The sequence below is a fragment of the Rhodococcus sp. 14-2470-1a genome (genome assembly GCF_002259425.1).
GTDB lineage: Bacteria > Actinomycetota > Actinomycetes > Mycobacteriales > Mycobacteriaceae > Rhodococcoides > Rhodococcoides fascians_E.
Map to the genome: position 1 here is coordinate 81643 of NZ_NPFZ01000010.1, position 17788 is coordinate 99430.

The following is a 17788-nucleotide window of genomic DNA, read 5'->3' on the forward strand; positions in this document are numbered from 1 at the left end:
CACACTAGCGCAGCGGGCAGTCAGCTCTTCAAGAACTCGAGAATGACGTCGTTGACGGCGTCGGGACGCTCCAGGTAGCCGTAGTGACCGACGTCGGGGATCTCGATGTACTGCGCGTCGGGAATGGCTTTCGCGAGCTCGGCTCCGAGGAACGCGGGAATCATCCGGTCGTGCTCGAACCCGACCGACAGGCAAGGCAGATCGATCTTGCCGTACGCCGAGGTGCGGTCGAAGGAATCGTCCATGCCGATCTGGGCGCGTACCCCGGGAGTGACGGGTGCGACGGAGAATTCCAGCAGATCCAGCCAGTCCCGAGCCGTCCTCGAATCCGCCAGCGTGGTCGGAGAGAGGTTCAGCGCAGCAGTGATGGCTGCCGCGTACTTGGGTGGCAGCTGCGTCTTGGCGTCGGCCAACGCGACCTCACCCTCGCCCAGAGTGCGCTGGAACTCGTCGAGGCGAGCATGACCGGCGAGGAACACAGCCTTGCGGAGGAGCTCCGGGCGTCGGAGAGCAAGCTCCTGGGCGACCCGAGCACCCATGGACGTACCGACGACGAACGCCTTCTCGTCGCCCTCGCGCACCAGCTCGATCAGCGCGGCGGTGTCCGCGACCAGGTCGTCGATGGTGATGCCCTGCACGGACTCGAACGAGGGCGCGATGCCGCGGTTGTCGAAGAAGCACACACGGTATCCCGCCTTGACCAGCGCTGGAACCTGATGCAGATCCCACACACGACCGGGACTGCCGGTGCCCATGATCAGCACGACCAGCGGCCCGGAACCCTTGACCTGGTAGTTCAGCGTTATCCCGTTCACCGTCGCGGTAGGCATGAAACTCCTCGTCTGTTGCCTTGTGCTCGCGCAGAGTTTACGGCCGACCGTGGACATGCGTCGAACGACGGGTTTCCAGCATCGGCGTTCGGGTAGTTCTCTCCCGCCCTATCGACACGACTGCACAGGAGGCACCATGACCGACGACAGTGCATCGCACGAGGCACGAAAAGGCCTGCTCGACGCCGTCAAAGGCAAGGCCAAGGAGGTCGTAGGCGCCGTGACGGGCAATGACTCGCTGACCACCGAGGGGCAGCTCCAGGCCGCACAGGCCCGTGAGAAGAAGGAAGCCAAGGCCACCGAACTGGCGGCGGAATCACAGGCAGCCGAGGCCGGCGAGGGTCTGGCCGAGGTCAAGAACAGTGCGGACGCCCAGCGAGATTCCGTCGAGGCCAGTGCTCAGGCGTCCGAGGACGAGGCTCGTCGCGCTCAGCAGGCTCAGAGAATCGCTGCCGAGAAGGACAAGGACCGCGCCGTGGCCGCCGAAAGCGCCGACGCGGAGGTCGACGCTCGGGCCGAGCAGATCGAAGCCGCAGCCGACGCCCGGTCGGAGGTTGCGGACGCCGACCAGGACGAGTTGGAAGCCGTTGCCCGGTACCGGCAGGAGGCCGCCGCCGCTGACGCGGCCCGGGACGCCGCCGATCGCATTCGTCGCAATGCGTAGACCAGCCGACATCAAGCATCAGGAGAACCGACAATGAGTGTGCTCGACATACCGCGTTCGATACTGCGTTTCCAGTACCGGATCGTTCGCATCCCGCTCGACCTGTTCGAGAGCAACGTCGTGCAGACGTGGAGTACCGAAGCCCCTGCGCGGCTCGCGTACGAGCGGGCCGTCGGGACCCTCGATCACAAGGTCGGCAAGATTCTCGGCGACGCCGACGTCCAGTCGCGCGGCCAGGACAAGGTCGATCACGCGGACCACATCGGTCTCGCGAAGAAGCTCGACGCGCAAGCCGACGCCGCGGAGACCGAGGCCAAGACCAAGCTCGAGACAGCTCGTCGCACTGCCGAGCAGGAACGTGACGCCGCAGCGAAATCTGCACGCGAGGCGGCCGAGAACGCACGGGCAGAAGCCGAGCAGCGCAAGGCCGAGGCCGAAGAAGAGGCCGACCGAAGGGCGGCGGCCCGCAAGAAGCAGGCCGACGACGCAGCGGCGGCGCGGGTGAAGGCCGCCGAGGATGCGGAGCGCAAGCAGAAGGAACAGATCGACAAGGTCGAGAAGGCAGCGTCAGCGCCTGTTGAGTCCGAGCTCGCCGACGCGGCGGAGCGTCAGGAAGAGGCCGAGGACAAGAAGGAGGAAGCAGCGCGGATCGAGAAGCTGTTCCTCGCTGAGAAGGAATCGGACTGATCACCCGGGCACGATAAATCGCTCGCTCGGCCGGCTCGATCGTCCCACGGTCAGGGCATGGGACCTCGTGTTGCAGTGGTGACCGGTGTCGGGCGGATCCGGTCGATCGGCTCCGCCCTCGCAGTCGGACTCGCCGAGGACGGGTGGGATCTGATCCTGAACTACTGGACTCCGTACGACGACCGGCTTGGATACGTCCGTGACGCCGACGACCCCGAGCGCGTGGCAGAGACCTGCCGCGCGCTCGGGGTCTCCGTGTCTCTGGCACCGGGTGATCTGAGCGATCCGTCGGTGCCCGCTCGGTTGTTCGACGCCGCTGCGCGTCCGGTGACGGGCTTGGTGATGTCGCACTGCGAATCGGAGGACAGCTCCGTCCTCACCACCGACGTGGACAGTTGGGACCGTCACTTCGCTGTGAACGCCAGGGCCACCTGGCTTCTGATCAAGGCGTTCGCGGAGCAGCTCGACGGATCCGGAGGCAGAATCGCGGCGTTGACGAGCGATCACACCGCGCACAATCTGCCCTACGGCGCGAGCAAGGGGGCGCTGGATCGCATCGTCACGGCGGCCGCTGTGGAACTGGCGGATCTGAACGTTCGTGCGAACGTGGTGAACCCGGGCCCCGTCGACACCGGCTGGATGACCGAGAACATACGAGAAGCCGCCATTGCTGCAACACCTGCCGGCCGACTCGGAACCGCGGAGGACACGAGCAACCTCGTGCGTTTTCTGTTCTCCGACGCCGGTTCCTGGATCAACGGGCAGGTGCTGTACAGCAATGGCGGCTTCCGAATTACGTGAGACGGACGCTAGATGGCGTCGTCGAGCCGGACCAGGTCGCGTCCGCGAGTTTCGGGCGCGAGGTACGCGGACACCAGCGTGATCGCCGAGTAGACCACCAGCATTGCGGCGATCGGCCACCAGCTTCCGGTCACTGCCGTCAGCGTTGCTGCCATCAGCGGTCCGATGGCCGTGGCCAGGATGCCGCCGATCTCCTTGGCAAGTGCAAGCTGGGTGAATCGTGTTCTGGCACCGAACAGTTCGGCCATCGTGACGCTCTCGAGCGAGAACAGGCCGAGCACACCGATGTTGAGTGCGAGAACGACCGAGATGATCAGGGTTGCGTTGTTGCCGCTGGTCACCAGGTAGATCAACGGGAACGCCAACACCATGGTCGCGGCGCTGAGAATCATGTACATCGGGCGGCGACCGAACTTGTCACCCAGGATGCCGATGACCGGAATGGTGATGAATCCGAGCAGCGAACCGTAGACGATCGCCGTGGTGGCGATGGACTTCTCCAGCAGCAGAGTCGACGCGATGTAGCCCACCAGGAACGTCTGGATCAGACCCGAGTTGCCGGCCTGCCCGAAGCGAAGCCCGAGTGCGACGAAGAACGCACGGCCCTTGCGCTGACGCAGTCCGGACTCGAGAACGCTTTCCTTGGTTTCGGCGTCGACCTGCTCGATCTCCGCACGCGAGAGGGCGACACCGTCGACCACGTCGGCGCGATCCTCGAACACCGGGCTTTCCTTGAGGTTGGAGCGCAACCACACCGCGAAGAGCATCAGGAAGAAGCTCGCGAGGAACGGGATACGCCAGCCCCAGCTGACCAGTTGGTCGTCGGTCAGTACGACGAGCAGGATCGCCCAGATTCCCGACGCCGCAAGCGTTCCCGAGTTGGTCCCCAGCGAGACCAACGAACCGATGAGACCGCGACGCTTGTCCGGCGCGTACTCCACGAGCATGACCGTGGCGCCCGCGATCTCCGCTCCGGCGCCGAATCCCTGGATCAGGCGTAGTGCGACGAGCAGGATCGGCGCGAGGATGCCGATGGTCTGGTACGTCGGCAGCGCGCCGATCAGCGTCGTGGACGCTCCCATCATCGCGATCGTGATGAAGAGGACCTTCTTACGACCGATCCGGTCGCCCATCCGGCCGAAGTAGATGGCACCGACGAGGCGGGCGACGTAGCCGACGCCGTAGGTGGCCATGGCTGCGATCAGGCCGATCGCCGGGCTGACGTCGGGGAAGAAGACCCGGTTGAAGACGATGGCCGCGGCCAGCGAGTACAGCTGGAAGTCCATGAACTCCATAGCTGTTCCCAGCCAGCCGGACACCGCGGCCTTGGTCAGGTCGCGGGTCGACCGCTTCGGCTTCTCGTCGGCCACGGCTGGGCTCGGCGCTTCGTTCGTGTCGTGAGACATCTTGTGCTCCGTTTGTTCAAGGCTGTCCGGTCGTCCATCGCGGTGTCAACGGAATCCGTTGCACCTACGCCCCTACTGAGACCTACGACCTGCAAGAGATGGTGAGTGGCCCGTGCCACACTGATATACAAGCACTGTTATACCAATGAGTCAACAGTGCTGTCGGACTGAGCTGCGCAGACCTGCCGCCGCACGCGCCAATTCGCTCACTGCAGCCCACTCCTTGGCCTGCACGAGGTTTCGAGGCGTCAACCAACTTCCGCCGACACACGCGACGTTCGGCAACCGGAGGAACTCGGTGGCGTTGCTCGACGAGATTCCGCCCGTCGGGCAGAACGTCAGATGCGGAAGCGGCCCGGAGAGGGCACCGAGAGCGGCCGCACCCCCGGAGGTCGACGCCGGGAAGAACTTCAGTTCGGTGTGACCCGCGTTCGAGACGTTCATCGCCTCGGTTGCCGTGGACACCCCCGGCAGCCACGGAATCGACCACCCGTGCGCAGCGTCGAGCAGGTCCGTCGGAGCGCCTGGTGACACCAGGAACCGCGCCCCGGCGTCGATCGATTTCTCCGCGTCCCGGCGAGTGAGCACCGTCCCGGCGCCGATGACGATCTCGGGCACCTCGGTCGCGATCGCTTCGATCGCAGCGAGCGCCGCCTCGGAGCGCAACGTCAACTCGATCACGTCGACGCCACCCTCGTGCAGGGCACGCGCCAACGGAACTGCGTCGGACGCATCGTCGACGACGACGACGGGAATGACCGGGCTGATGCCCATGACCTCACGTGTGTTCATGACAGTTCTCTTTCGATGTTCGCTACGAATTCGGTGGTGACTGCGGCAGAGCCGACGAGCAGATCGGCGGCTGCTGCAACCCGGCGACCGAACGGAGAATCCGGGCCGAGGTCGGCACCGAAGATCTGCTCGACGCTCAGCAGCGCCGCTACCGCGTCGTCCTGTGCGGCGGCCCGGGACAGGACGTCCGCCATCGGGTCGTCGAGCGCGCGTCCGGCGCGTAACTCGTCGATCACGTACGCGACCCAGGACGCCACCGCCACAGCGAGCCAGGTCGTCGACGATCCACGTCCCTGGGCGTCGCGCACGGTGCCCAGCAGCCTCGGACCGAGTTTCTGGGAACCGTCCATCGCGACCTGACGGGTGGTGTGCGGCAACGTCGGGTTGGCGAAGCGCGTGAGCACCTCGTTCGCGTACGCGTCCGAGTTCATGTCCGGATGCAACGTCGGAGCGACGTCGGACACGATCATTCTGTGCGCCAACGACTTCAGGACCGGGTCCGCCACGGCGTCGGCGATGGTCGAGTGGCCCGACCGCACCCCGAGGTACGCGAGGAGCGAGTGCGACGCGTTGAGCACGCGCAGCTTCATCGTCTCCCACGGCTCGACGTCGGTCACGAACTGCACTCCGACGAGATCCCACGCCGGCCGCTCGGCGGCGAAGTGGTCCTCGATCACCCACTGCCGGAACGGCTCGCACACGACGACGGCATCGTCGCGCAGGCCCGTCTCGTCCTCGAGCCGACGCCTGTCTTCGTCCGTCGTGGCCGGAACGATGCGGTCCACCATCGAGTTCGGGAATGACGCGGCGGAGTCGATCCAGCTCTGCAGTGCGGTCGCATCATCCCTCTGCGCAACGTAATCCCGGACGATCCCCGCGAGGAGAACCCCGTTGTGCGGTAGATTGTCGCAGCTCAGGACCGTCACGGGAGCATCGAGCTTCGCTCTCGACGCAAGCCCGGCGACCAGCTGACCCACCACCGTTCCGGGAGATCGACCGGTCAGGTCGGCCACGATCTCCGGGTCGTCCAGCCGGAGCCGTCCGGTCGCCGGGTCGAGCCGGTATCCCTTCTCCGTCACCGTCAGGGAGACGATCCGCACGCGCGGGTCGGCAATGGCGTCGACGACGGCATCCGCGTCGTCAACGGCGCTGATCACCTCGGTGATCGACCCGACGACGGAGGCGCGGTCGATTCCCGGCCCCTTCTCCACCAGCGTGAACAGCCCGTCCTGAGGGCGCAGCTGCTCGGCGACGGCAGCGCTTCGCTGCGTCACCCCGGTGATGCCCCACGACGAATCGCCGGTGAGCAGAGCTGCCTCATGGGTGAACGCCGCCTGGTGGGCACGGTGAAACGCCCCGAGCCCGAGGTGGACGATTCCACGGGACACGGGCCTCGGTACGTCGGGAGCCGTCGCCGACGAGAGCCTGCTCATACGGCGAGCCGATCGCGGTGCGCACGGACCTCGTCGAGGGACGCGATCAGGCCGGTGCCGCCTCGGCCTCCGACACTGAGCGACGCCGCACTCGCAGCGAGCGCTGTGGCGTCGAGCAGGCTGTCCCCCAACGCTATCCGCGCCGTGAGGGTGCCGGCGAACACGTCGCCCGCCCCGGTCTGATCGACGACGGCCGGTGCCGGAACGGACGGCTGAAAGCGGACGTCGTCGCCGGTCACCACGGTGATGCCCTCGGACCCCTGCGTCACGGCGACAGCTTTCGCGCCCCACTCCATCAACCTGGAGGCTGCGGCCTGCGGGTCGGTGATGCCCAGAAGGTCGTCGATCTCACCGGGAGCCGACGGCACGACGACGGAGCAGTGCGGCGCGATCTCGCGGAGGAAGTTCACGGACTCGGCGGCCGTGGTGAGCCGGGGCCGGAAGTTGGGGTCGTAGACGAACGTCGACGCGTTCTTCGCGGCGAACGCCAGTGCGCGACGTGCGGAATCGGACAGTGCCGCCGTGATTCCGCTGCCCAGCACCGCCCCTGCAGCGGCGAGGACGTCGGCCGGGACGTCGGAGACGTCCAGTCCCGACCCCACGGAACCGGTGCGTGCGTAGGAGAACTGACGCTGCCCCAACGGATCGATGTGCAGGAAGTACGCGCCCTGTTGGCCGTCGACACGCCTGACGTAGGTGTCGTCGATGCCGAGGGACCGGATCCGTGCACACACCGCGTCCCCCAGTTCGTCGTTGGATACCCGGGCGACCAGGGCGACGGACGCGCCTGCGGCCGCCGCTGCTGCGCCTGCGTTCACCACGTCGCCGGAGACACCGAGAACACTGGACGTACCGTGCGCGAACGGCTGCGTCGTCGATATCTCGACGAGTGGCTCGCCGAGGAGGACGACGTCGAAAGCTGTGTTGCTGTTCATTGTTCGTCTCACCAATCGTGCATGCTGCCGTCGAGGCGGCGGTTGACGGGAAGATAGCGGGGGTTGTACGGGTACTTCGCGGCGGCGGCCTCGTCGACGTCGACGCCGATGCCCGGCTTGTTGCCCGGATGCATGAAGCCGTTCTCGAACGTGTAGTCGGTCTGGAAGACGTCGGACGTCGGGTCGACGTGGCCCATGTACTCCTGGACGCCGAAGTTCGGGATGGACAGGTCCACGTGCAGGGCCGCGGCGAGCGACACCGGTGAAAGATCGCCTGCACCATGCGAACCGGACTTGACTCCGTACAGATCGGCGAGCGAGAAGATGCGACGCAGGTGCGTGATTCCGCCTGCGTGCGACACCGAGGTGCGGATGTAGTCGATCCACCGGTTGGTGATGAGGTCCTGGCAGTCCCAGATGGAATTGAAGATCTCGCCGACGGCGATCGGAGTGGTGGTGTGCTGACGGATCGTCGCGAACGCGCTCTGATCCTCGGCAGGCGTCGGATCCTCGATCCAGAACATCCGCATGTCCTCGAGGTCGCGGCCGAGACGACCCGCTTCGATGGGCGTCAGGCGGTGATGGACGTCGTGCAGCAGGTGGAACCCGAAACCGTGACGCTCACGGACGGCACCGAGCATCTCCGGGGCGAACTTCAGGTACGGCGCGGTGTCCCACGAATCCTCCTGCGGCGCAGCGTCGGACGCCGGCTCGTAGAAGCCGTTCTTCGGGATGCCGTAGGTCTTGTCCAGACCGGGGATGGCCGACTGCGCACGGACGGCCTTGTATCCCTCGTCGAGATGCCGTGCGACGTCGTCGAGCATCTCGTCGACGCTGGTGCCGCTGGCGTGCCCGTAGACCATGACGCCGTCGCGTGCGGCGCCGCCGAGGAGCTGATAGACCGGCATGTCGGCGGCTTTGCCCTTGATGTCCCACAGCGCGACGTCGACCGCCGCGATGGCCGTCATCGTCACCGGGCCGCGTCGCCAGTACGCGCCCTTGTACAGGTACTGCCAGGTGTCCTCGATGCGCTGGGCATCGCGACCGATCAGCAAGGGGCACAGATGATCACGCAGGTACGACGCCACGGCGAGTTCCCGGCCGTTGAGGGTGGCGTCACCCCATCCGACGATGCCCTCGTCGGTGGTGATCTTCAGCGTGACGTAGTTGCGCCCGGGCGCAGTGACGATGACGGTTGCGTCGATGATCTTCATCGGTTGTCCTCGGAGTTCTGTGAAGCGGTGTCGATGACGATCTTGAGTTGAGTGGGGTCGGACAGTGCAGCGTCGAGCGCTGCGGCCGACTCTTCGAGCGGGAATCTGGACGTGACCAGAACGTTCAGGTTTACGCGGCCCTGAGCGGCAAGGGAAATCGCGTGGGTGAACGCGTCGGGTCCGTAGCGGAAGCAACCCCGGATGTCGAGCTCCCACCGTTGCACCAGGCCGATCGGGAATTCGGCGTCGCCGCGTCCTGGAACGCCGACCAGGGCGAGAACGCCGGCTGGGCCGAGGGATCTGGCGGCGTCGGCGATCGCGGCGGGGTGGCCGGAACAGTCGAAGGCGACGTCGGCGAAACCTGTGTCCAACGACGTTTCTCCGGAGAGCAGCGCGACGTCGGCGCCGAGCCGGAGCGCGACGTCCAAGCGCGCCTGCGAGACGTCGGTGATCGCGACGTGCTGGGCGCCGAGCGCAATCACGGTCTGCAGCACCAGGAGCCCGATAGGCCCTGCGCCGGTGATCACGACGGTCTTGCCCAGCACCGATCCGGCCCGGGCTGCCGCCCACGCGGCCACGGCCAACGGTTCGATCAGTGCCGCGACGTCGTCGGTGACGGTGTCCGGGAGTGTGTGCGCGAAGGCGTCCGGCATCACGACCGACCCGCGGAGCAATCCGTTGTTCGGCGGGGAGCCGAAGCAGACGACGCTGGGATCGACGTTGTAACGGCCACGCAGTGCGTGCTGGGCGTGCGGTCCCGGCACGGCAGGCTCGATCGCGACGCGCTGACCGAGGCGATGGGACGGGACCCCGTCTCCGACCTCGACGATGCGGCCGAAGCCTTCGTGCCCGAGCACCGTGGGTCGGGTGAGGACGTTGGTGCCGTTCTTGCCATCGGCGTAGTAGTGGAGGTCGGATCCGCACAGACTGACACCGGCGATCTCGACGCGCACCTGACCTGGGCCGACCTCGGCGCGGTCGACGTATTCGATTCTCAGATCGCGGCGTGCGTGCAGGATCGCAGCACGATCTCGGCCCTGGGTGTTCATCGGTGCCTCGCAGTTCCTCAGTCTTGAATACCAGAACTGCCATACTAGTGCGTCAGTGACGTGCGTCAACTTTCCTGTCCGTGCCGCGCATAGCTCACGTATCCGACCGGCCATTACTGTTGACGCGGTGAGCACCCGAAAAGTCACCGCGCGCGAAGCCGCCTACAAGGAGCTGCGGCACCGAATCGTGTCGTTGAAGCTGCCTCCGGGCAGCCCCCTGTCGGAGAACGAGCTGGCCGAACACCTGTCGGTGAGCCGTACTCCCGTGCGCGAATCACTGATTCTCCTCGCCGAGGAAGGCCTGGTGCAGGTCTTTCCTCAACTCGGCACGTTCGTGTCGCGGGTGGACACCGAGAAGGTCGCCGACGCGCAGTTCGTCCGGGAGGCCATCGAGATCGCGTCGTTGAAGGACGCGGTCGCCGGACGATCCGACGCGGACATCGCCGCCCTGCGTGACAACCTGGCTCAGCAGAGCGAACCAGGCCTGAGCATGGACGACTTCTTCGAACTCGACGAGAAATTCCACCAGGCGCTTCTTGCCGCCGGTGGGCACTCGGCAGCATGGCGGTCCGTCGAGTCCGCGAAGGCGCACCTCGACCGTGCCCGGCGCCTCGGCCTACGGGACACCCGCCCCATTCCTGAGCTCATCGCCCAGCACACCGCCATCGCCGACGCTGTCGAGCAGGCAGATTTCGCTGCCGCGGAGCGCGCGATGCGTGATCACCTGCGCGCAGTGTTCGACGACGTCGAGCGGATCAAGGAAGCAAGTCCACACCTGTTCTCGGACAGTAACGAACGGCCCACCCGACGAGTCATCGCGAGCTGGTGACGCCGGCCCACGTCGCGCGGTAGGCCCTGGGCGAGACTCCGATGTCGGCCATCAGCTGCTGCCGCAGGGACGTGGCGGTACCGAAACCGGCCTCGGCCGCGACACGGTCGATGGTGTGATCGGTGTTCTCGAGCAGTTCCTTGGCGCGCTGCACACGTTGCTGTGCAATCCATTTGGCCGGAGATACACCCACTTCCGCGGTGAATCGACGCGTGAACGTACGGACGCTCATGGACACCGACGACGCCAACGCCTCGTTGGACAACGGCTCGTGCAGCCTCTCCAGCGCCCACTCCTGTGCCGCAGCAATCGAACTGGCCGTGGAGCGGCGAACGGGCGGCGCGACGTACTGAGCCTGACCGCCGCTCCGATGCGGCGGAACCACCGTTCCCCGCGCAACCCGGTTCGCGACAGCCGAGCCGAAATCGCACCGAATCATGTACAGGCACAGATCGATACCCGACGCTTCCCCCGCCGCCGTCAGAACGTCGCCGTCGTGGGTGTACAGGACATTCGGTTCGAGCCGGACCTGGGGATACAACGCCCGGAACTGCTCCGCCGACGCCCAGTGCGTCGTTGCGCGTCGGCCGTCCAGCAGACCCGCAGCGGCCAGAACGAACGCACCCGTGCAGATCGACGCGATCCGAGTCCCGGGCCGAATCCACTGGAACAGTGCGGTGTCCGACACGGGATCGTCGCCGTAGTCCAGATCCGAGGCAGGAACGATCACCGTGTCGGCGTCGGCAACAGCCTCCAACCCTCGCTCCACCACGATGTTCACGTCCGAATCAGTGCGCACCGGACCGGGCGTCGCGGTACACGTCACCACCGAGTACAGCGGCTCACCGTCCTCCGACCTCGCCTGGCCGAACAACCGATGAACCGAGCCGAATTCCATCCCCAGCAGTCCGTCACGGACACAAACGACGATCCTGTGCATGGCCGAATTCTTTTACATGTTGTCCCGTAGGCCACTGGTTCGGCCGATCCGCTGGTGACAGGCTCAGGACATGAACATTCTTTGGGTTTCCGCGCATCCCGACCCTCGCTCGACGGATCATTGCGTGACTCGGCACTCGAGTTCCTCGCCGGGGCCGGCCACAACACCCTGGAGTCCGACCTGTACCGCATGGGGTGGAATCCGGTGGTCACTGCGGAGGACTACGCACACGATTCGGCACACCGACTGCACGTGGCCACTGCGTCGTCGACCGCTCTCGCAGGCGGGACGATAGCCGCCGACATCGCCGCCGAACAGGACAAGGTGCGCCGAGCCGATGCCGTCGTACTGCAGTTTCCGCTGTGGTGGTTCTCGATGCCCGCCATCATGAAAGGCTGGGTGGATCGCGTGTTCGTCGAGGGCTTCGGATACGGAATTCGCAAGGCGGAAGGTGGAACTCGGCGCTACGGCGACGGTCTGATGGCGGGCACCCGAGCACTGGTCGTCACCAGTATGGGCGGTAGTGAACACACGGTGTCGGCGCGCGGTATCAACGGCTCACTGGACGAGCTGCTGTTCCCCATCCAGCACGGATTCTTCTGGTACACAGGCATGGCCGTGCTCCCACCGGTGCTGATTCCCAGCGCCGACCGAATGACCGAAGACGGCTACGCCGCGGCCGAGGCGCACCTGCAGGCCCGGCTGGGCACACTGTTCTCCGACGAACCGATCCCCTACCGCCACCAAAGCAATGGCCAGTACGACCGGAACTTCGTACTCCGATCCCCTTATGCCGTGGGCGAAGAGGGCCTGCGCGTCCACACTGCACCACCCTCCCACGCCGCCCAGAGCTCTGCGTAACGGCCACCGGCGGCGACGAGTTCGTCGTGGCCGCCCTCCTCGAGGATCCGCCCGTGTTCCAGCACGACCACACGATCGGCGGCGGCGGCCTGCGTCAGGCGGTGCGCCACGACGAGCGTGCTGCGGCCACGGGTCGCTGCCTGCGCCGCGGCCTCGAGATCGCGCGCACCGGAACTGCCTGCCTCGGCGGTCGCCTCGTCCAGGACTGCGACGGCAGGATCGGCCAACACGAGCCTCGCCAACGCAAGCTGCTGCGACTGCGCCGCTGTCAGCTCGTGGCCACCCTCTCCGACCTGGGTGTCGACGCCGTCAGCGAGCGCGTCGACCCACGCGCCTGCCCCGACGGTCGTCAGCGCCGCGTGGATCTCGTCGCGGGTGGCATCGGGAGCAGCCAGCAGCAGATCCTCGGCGAGAGTGCCGGAGAAGACGTGAACCTCCTGGCTGACGATCGCGACGTGGCGACGCAGACCGTCGGCGCCGAGGTCGTCCAGGCTCGCACCTCCGATGCGCACCTGCCCGTCCGTCGCGTCGATGGACCCGGCCGCGATGGCTGCGATGGTCGACTTGCCTGCGCCCGTGGAACCCACCAGCGCAACGGTTTCCCCAGCACGGACCGTGAGGTCGATGCCGTGCAGCACCTCGTTCCCACCGTCGTACGAGTGACGCAGCCCGGTGACCTCGAGGGTGGCGTCGGCGGGCACCACGCCGGTGCCGCGTGACCGCTGATCCGGGATGTCCATGACGCCGACGAGTCGGGCGAGAGACGCTCCCGCCGACTGCACGTCGTCGAACGAGAACATCAGCATGCCGATGGGATTGAACAGCCGATGGAACAGCAACGCCGCGGCGGTGACCTGACCGACGGTGACGTGGCCGTCCTGGACGAACAGGAAGCCCGCCGCGAGGATGACCGAGAGGCCGACGCATTCGGCGCGATTGCTGCGCGAACCGAATCGCGTGAAGAGGCGAAACACCGTGATGCCGATGTCCCGTGCCTTGCCCGACGCCTTGTCGATCTCGCCCAGGTGCGATTCCTCGAGTCCGTAGGCCCGAACGGTGCGAGCGCCCTGCATGCTGGAGATCAAGGCCTGCGACCGTTCGCCCATGGCGACGCGTTCGGCGGCGTACAGCGGCGCGGACCTGGGTAGGTACCAGCGCAGCGCGAGCACGTACATCGGAATGGCGACCATTCCTGCGAGTCCGAGTCGCCAGTCGAGGCTGAGCATGGCCACGACACTGAGGGTCACCAGCAGCAGAGCGGACACGATGTTGGGGATCACTTCGCCGATGGACTTCGCCATGACGGCCACGTCGTCGCCGACACGAGAGAGCAGGTCTCCCTTGCCGACTCGCTCCAGAGTTCCGACGGGAAGGTGCAGTGCGCGACCGAGCACGCGTTCCCGCAGCGACGCCAGGATGCCCTCGCCGAGCTTGCTGATCAGGTACGAACTCCACGCGGTGAACACGCCACCGACCACGGCGGCGACGGTGATGATCGCGACGACGGAGACGATGGTCGACGTCGGTGCACCGTCGGTGACCCGGTCGACCAGCACGCCGAACACGTAGACCGGCACGAGCGACATCGCCGCTGCGACAGCGGAGATCAGCAACGTGACAGCCCCGAGTCCGCGTCGCCCGTTCAGATCGCCGCGCAGGAACGCCCACGATCGTCGGCCCGTCGCGATGGGCAGCAGTTCGGGTGTCGTGGTCATCGCAGCACCGTGTCCTTGTAGCGGTCGTCGTGGGCGGCGAGTTGGTGGTGGGTTCCCTCGGCGACGACCCGTCCGTCGTCGACGACGATCACCCGGTGAGTGACCGCGAGCAGCGCGGGACTCGTCGTGATCAGCACCGTGGTCTGGGCCTGGTCACCGTCGTGGCGCAGTTCCTTGATGCCGGCGGCGATGGCATGTTCGGTGACTGCGTCGACGGCGGTCGTCGGGTCGTGCAACACCAGCACCGGAGCGGATACCGACAGTGCGCGGGCCAGCGCGACGCGCTGACGCTGACCACCGGACAACGAGGCACCCCGGTCGGTCACGGCGTGATCGAGTCCGGTCTCGTGCAGCGCCACCACGTCCTCGACAGCCGAGGCCGCCAGGACCGGCGCCAGCTCGTCGTCGGCGCGTGCGGCTCCGGCGGTGATGTTGGACCGCACCGTCCCGGCGAACAGGTCCGTGTTGTGCGGCTCCACCAGCACCGTGCGGCGAACCTCCGTCAGACCGAGCGTGTCGACGACGGCACCGCCGATGGTGACGTCGCCGACGTAGTCGTCGGACGCGACCTGACCGGACAGCACGGCAGCCAGCGCCTCCCCGTCCTGCGCGCGCAGAGCGACGACTCCCAGCAGCTCACCCGGAGCGACCGACATCTCCAGACCGTCCAACGACCGATATCCGACGCCGTGGACACCCAGATTCGTCGACGACGGTGCGTCCGAGCCACCCTCGGGAAGTACGTGGTCGGCGCCGAGAACGAGGGCGAGCCGGTCCGCGGAACCACGCACCATCGCCGCGACGCCCGGCAGCCGCGACATCGTCGTCAACGGCTCGATCAGAAATTGCGACAACCCGACGACGGTGATCAACTCGCCCACCGAGATTCGGCCCTGCAGCGCGAAGAACCCGGCGGTACCGGCGATGCCGACCGACAGAAGCGCGGTGACCGTCGTCGAGAATCCGAGGTAGACGCTGTTGGCCTTCGCCATCTTCATCGTCGCGCCCAGTGCCGTACGGCTCGACGCGTGGAACCGCGCCGCTGCAGCGTTCTCGGCGCCGATGCCGCGCAGCGGTCGAACGCCACTGACCAGATCGGTGGCCATCCCGGAGACACGAGCGACCTCGGCCTGCTGCGTCGTCGCGGTCCGCGTGAGCAGCGGCGCTGCGCGCTGAAGCAGATACATGATGACGGGAGTGCCCACCAGCACGGCGATTCCCAACGGAATGTCCACGATCAGCAACGCCACCGCGCACACGACCGTCGCGGCGATGGCAGCCACCGTCCGCGCGATGACGTCGAGAATCCAGGACGTCTTCTCCGCGTCGGATGTGGACACCGTCAGCAGTTCACCGGACACCAGATCGGTGCGAACACCGCGCGGATCGAGTACCCGACCAGCGACCTCGACGCGCATCATGTGCGCCTCACGTTCGATCGCGACGACGATGATCCGCGCCCCGAACCGGTACGCGAACGACAGCACCACGAACAACCCGGCCAGGCCGAACAGTGAGACGATCATCGCCCGGCCGTCACCGGTGTCGATCGCGCGGCCGACGATCAAGCCGATCGCGACGGGCACCATGGTCTCGCAGAACTGATGCACGCAGAAGAACAGTGACGAAATGATCATCCGGGCCCGTTGACGTACGACGGTTCGCCGAAGAATCGCACTGCCTGTCACAGGAGTGGAGCCCGCGGAACTTGTGGATGAAGACGCCATCATGCCGCCCGGGTAGAAAAACGCATTGCCTGATGCTATTTCATTCCGGGGGTCCGTCGGGACGCTCGCTCGCGGCGCAAAGTGGCGAGAGAGCACCGCATTCTCATAGAGTCGGGGCGCACCATATTCGAGCAGCCACAGAAGATGGAGAACACCATGGCCGCCAAGACCACCACCGACACCGACATCGCCGACGAGGACCTGGAGCCGTTGGCCGACGAGACCGCCAGCCAGGCGCAGCGCGTCGTCGCCGCCTATGCGACGGACGCCGACGAGTGCCGCATGCTTTTGTCGATGTTGGGTATCGATCCCACAGCGAAGGTCGACTGACCTACCCCGTTTCGAGAAGATTGGACAGTAGTGGCTGACGCCTCGCAGGGCTCGGATTTTGTGGTCGTAGCCAACAGGCTGCCCGTCGATATGGAGAAACTCCCCGACGGCAGCACGCGATGGAAGCGCAGCCCCGGCGGACTCGTCACGGCTCTCGAACCGATTCTGCGCGCCAACAAGGGCGCGTGGGTCGGATGGCCTGGAGTCCCCGACGTCGACGTCGAGCCGTTCGTCGAGGACGAGCTCGAACTGTGCCCGGTCGCCTTGACCGAGCAAGAAGTCGCCGACTACTACGAAGGCTTCTCCAACGCCACCCTGTGGCCGCTCTACCACGATGTCATCGTCAAGCCGGTGTACGACCGCTCCTGGTGGAACGCGTACGTCGAGATCAATCGCCGCTTCGCCGAGACCACGTCCGCGGCGGCTGCCCAGGGCGCGACCGTCTGGATTCAGGACTACCAACTCCAGCTCGTTCCGAAGATGCTGCGGATGCTGCGTCCGGACCTCACGATCGGCTTCTTCCTGCACATCCCGTTCCCACCGGTCGAGTTGTTCATGCAGATGCCGTGGCGCACGGAGATCGTCGAAGGCCTCCTCGGGGCCGACCTCATCGGATTCCACCTCGCGGGCGGCGCCCAGAACTTCCTCTACCTCGCCCGACGCCTCGCCGGCCAGGTCACCTCACGTGGCACCGTCGGCGTTCGGTCGCGGCTCGGTTCGGTGCAGGTCGGGTTCCGCACCGTCCGCGTCGGCGCGTTCCCGATCTCGATCGACTCCGGGGACCTCGACGAGAAGTCCCGCTCGAAGGCCGTCCGTGATCGCGCGAAGCAGATCCGCAAGGAACTGGGCAACCCGAAGCGGATCATGCTCGGCGTCGACCGACTCGACTACACCAAGGGCATCGACGTCCGGCTCAACGCATTCCGCGAACTGCTCGAAGAGCATCGCATCGACCCGGTGGACAACGTCATCATCCAGCTCGCCACCCCGAGCCGTGAACGCGTCGAGAGCTACAAGGCGATGCGCGGCGAAATCGAACAACAGGTCGGCCGTATCAACGGCGAGTACGGCCAGGTGGGCCACCCGGTACTGCACTACCTGCACCGTCCGATCCCCCGCGACGATCTCATCGCGTACTTCGTGGCCGCGGACGTCATGCTCGTCACTCCGCTGCGCGACGGCATGAACCTCGTCGCCAAGGAGTACGTCGCCAGCCGCAGCGATCTGGGTGGCGCCCTGGTTCTCAGCGAATTCACCGGTGCCGCAGCCGAACTGCGTCAGGCGTACCTGTGCAACCCGCACGACCTCGACAGCGTCAAGGACGCCATCGTCTCCGCGCTGGAACAGCCGGCGGAAGAAGGTCGACGCCACATGCGGGCGATGCGGCGCCAGGTCCTCGCGCACGACGTCGACCGCTGGGCGCGGGCCTTCCTCAACGCACTGTCGAACCCGCAGCAGGAGGGCACGCTCCCCACCCGGTCGCAGTAGAACACGTTTCTGTTTCCCGTGACCGGCGGGAGCACGCCTGACCTCGGTTCATGGCCGAATCAACGAGAACACGTTCCAACCGGTGCT

At 66.4% G+C, this 17788-nt stretch carries 17 protein-coding genes; 7 read left to right on the top strand and 10 right to left on the bottom strand.

Annotation, left to right across the window (positions count from 1 at the left end; all coding sequences use genetic code 11):
- Nucleotides 1-20: 20 nt before the first annotated feature.
- Nucleotides 21-830 carry an alpha/beta fold hydrolase gene (locus CH292_RS05115; RefSeq protein WP_020110789.1) on the bottom strand — a complete coding sequence of 270 codons (810 nt, stop codon included), beginning with the start codon at nucleotides 828-830 and terminating at the stop codon, nucleotides 21-23.
- A gap of 136 nt (nucleotides 831-966) precedes the next feature.
- Between CH292_RS05115 and CH292_RS05120 the strand changes: the two genes are divergently transcribed.
- Genes CH292_RS05120 through CH292_RS05130 form a run of 3 tightly spaced genes read left to right on the top strand, consistent with a single transcriptional unit; the run spans nucleotide 967 to nucleotide 2982 of the window.
- Nucleotides 967-1494, top strand: coding sequence for a hypothetical protein (locus CH292_RS05120; RefSeq protein WP_020110788.1), 528 nt, complete (start codon nucleotides 967-969; stop codon nucleotides 1492-1494).
- Nucleotides 1495-1527: 33 nt separating this feature from the next.
- A complete protein-coding gene (locus CH292_RS05125; RefSeq protein ID WP_094654137.1) occupies nucleotides 1528-2181 on the top strand; it encodes a hypothetical protein in 654 nt (217 codons plus the stop codon).
- A 57-nt stretch (nucleotides 2182-2238) separates the two neighbouring features.
- Complete coding sequence (locus CH292_RS05130) at nucleotides 2239-2982, top strand: SDR family oxidoreductase (RefSeq protein WP_020110786.1); 744 nt, start codon at nucleotides 2239-2241, stop codon at nucleotides 2980-2982.
- 8 nt (nucleotides 2983-2990) lie between these two features.
- Here the strand turns inward: CH292_RS05130 and CH292_RS05135 are convergent, their stop codons facing one another.
- The 6 genes from CH292_RS05135 to CH292_RS05160 all read right to left on the bottom strand — a co-directional run bounded on the left by CH292_RS05135 (nucleotide 2991) and on the right by CH292_RS05160 (nucleotide 9811).
- Nucleotides 2991-4388: an MFS transporter gene (locus tag CH292_RS05135; RefSeq protein ID WP_019663798.1), complete on the bottom strand. Its 1398-nt coding sequence runs from the start codon at nucleotides 4386-4388 to the stop codon at nucleotides 2991-2993.
- A gap of 150 nt (nucleotides 4389-4538) precedes the next feature.
- Entirely contained in the window at nucleotides 4539-5180 is a 642-nt protein-coding gene (locus tag CH292_RS05140; RefSeq protein WP_094654138.1) for a bifunctional 4-hydroxy-2-oxoglutarate aldolase/2-dehydro-3-deoxy-phosphogluconate aldolase, read from the bottom strand.
- On the bottom strand, nucleotides 5177-6613 hold the full coding sequence (locus CH292_RS05145; RefSeq protein WP_094654139.1) for a mannitol dehydrogenase family protein: 1437 nt from the start codon (nucleotides 6611-6613) through the stop codon (nucleotides 5177-5179). Before CH292_RS05145 ends, CH292_RS05140 begins: the two co-directional genes overlap by 4 nt.
- Nucleotides 6610-7548 carry a PfkB family carbohydrate kinase gene (locus tag CH292_RS05150; RefSeq protein ID WP_094654140.1) on the bottom strand — a complete coding sequence of 313 codons (939 nt, stop codon included), beginning with the start codon at nucleotides 7546-7548 and terminating at the stop codon, nucleotides 6610-6612. The genes CH292_RS05145 and CH292_RS05150 overlap by 4 nt, the downstream gene beginning before the upstream one ends.
- An 8-nt stretch (nucleotides 7549-7556) precedes the next feature.
- Nucleotides 7557-8762 carry a D-mannonate dehydratase ManD gene (gene manD, locus CH292_RS05155; protein WP_019663802.1) on the bottom strand — a complete coding sequence of 402 codons (1206 nt, stop codon included), beginning with the start codon at nucleotides 8760-8762 and terminating at the stop codon, nucleotides 7557-7559.
- On the bottom strand, nucleotides 8759-9811 hold the full coding sequence (locus tag CH292_RS05160; protein ID WP_094654141.1) for a zinc-binding dehydrogenase: 1053 nt from the start codon (nucleotides 9809-9811) through the stop codon (nucleotides 8759-8761). The genes manD and CH292_RS05160 overlap by 4 nt, the downstream gene beginning before the upstream one ends.
- A gap of 127 nt (nucleotides 9812-9938) precedes the next feature.
- Between CH292_RS05160 and CH292_RS05165 the strand changes: the two genes are divergently transcribed.
- Complete coding sequence (locus tag CH292_RS05165) at nucleotides 9939-10640, top strand: GntR family transcriptional regulator (protein ID WP_037107088.1); 702 nt, start codon at nucleotides 9939-9941, stop codon at nucleotides 10638-10640.
- Here CH292_RS05165 and CH292_RS05170 read toward each other — a convergent pair.
- Nucleotides 10624-11580: a GlxA family transcriptional regulator gene (locus tag CH292_RS05170; protein ID WP_179277909.1), complete on the bottom strand. Its 957-nt coding sequence runs from the start codon at nucleotides 11578-11580 to the stop codon at nucleotides 10624-10626. The genes CH292_RS05165 and CH292_RS05170 overlap by 17 nt on opposite strands.
- 120 nt (nucleotides 11581-11700) lie before the next feature.
- On the opposite strand from CH292_RS05170, the gene CH292_RS05175 reads away from it, so the two are divergent.
- The gene (locus CH292_RS05175; protein WP_256977927.1) at nucleotides 11701-12441 is read left to right on the top strand and encodes an NAD(P)H-dependent oxidoreductase; all 741 of its coding nucleotides are present in this window, start codon (nucleotides 11701-11703) and stop codon (nucleotides 12439-12441) included.
- On the opposite strand, the gene CH292_RS05180 is transcribed toward CH292_RS05175, so the two are convergent.
- Together CH292_RS05180 and CH292_RS05185 are read right to left on the bottom strand one after the other, a co-directional pair.
- A complete protein-coding gene (locus CH292_RS05180; protein ID WP_094654142.1) occupies nucleotides 12369-14156 on the bottom strand; it encodes an ABC transporter ATP-binding protein in 1788 nt (595 codons plus the stop codon). The genes CH292_RS05175 and CH292_RS05180 overlap by 73 nt on opposite strands.
- A complete protein-coding gene (locus tag CH292_RS05185; RefSeq protein ID WP_373454669.1) occupies nucleotides 14153-15883 on the bottom strand; it encodes an ABC transporter ATP-binding protein in 1731 nt (576 codons plus the stop codon). Before CH292_RS05185 ends, CH292_RS05180 begins: the two co-directional genes overlap by 4 nt.
- A gap of 156 nt (nucleotides 15884-16039) precedes the next feature.
- Here CH292_RS05185 and CH292_RS05190 point away from each other — a divergent pair, with 156 nt between their 5' ends.
- On the top strand, nucleotides 16040-16213 hold the full coding sequence (locus CH292_RS05190; RefSeq protein WP_167336916.1) for a hypothetical protein: 174 nt from the start codon (nucleotides 16040-16042) through the stop codon (nucleotides 16211-16213).
- Between the two features lie 30 nt (nucleotides 16214-16243).
- Nucleotides 16244-17701, top strand: a complete 1458-nt coding sequence (locus tag CH292_RS05195; RefSeq protein WP_094654143.1) for a trehalose-6-phosphate synthase — start codon at nucleotides 16244-16246, stop codon at nucleotides 17699-17701.
- Nucleotides 17702-17788 lie beyond the last annotated feature (87 nt).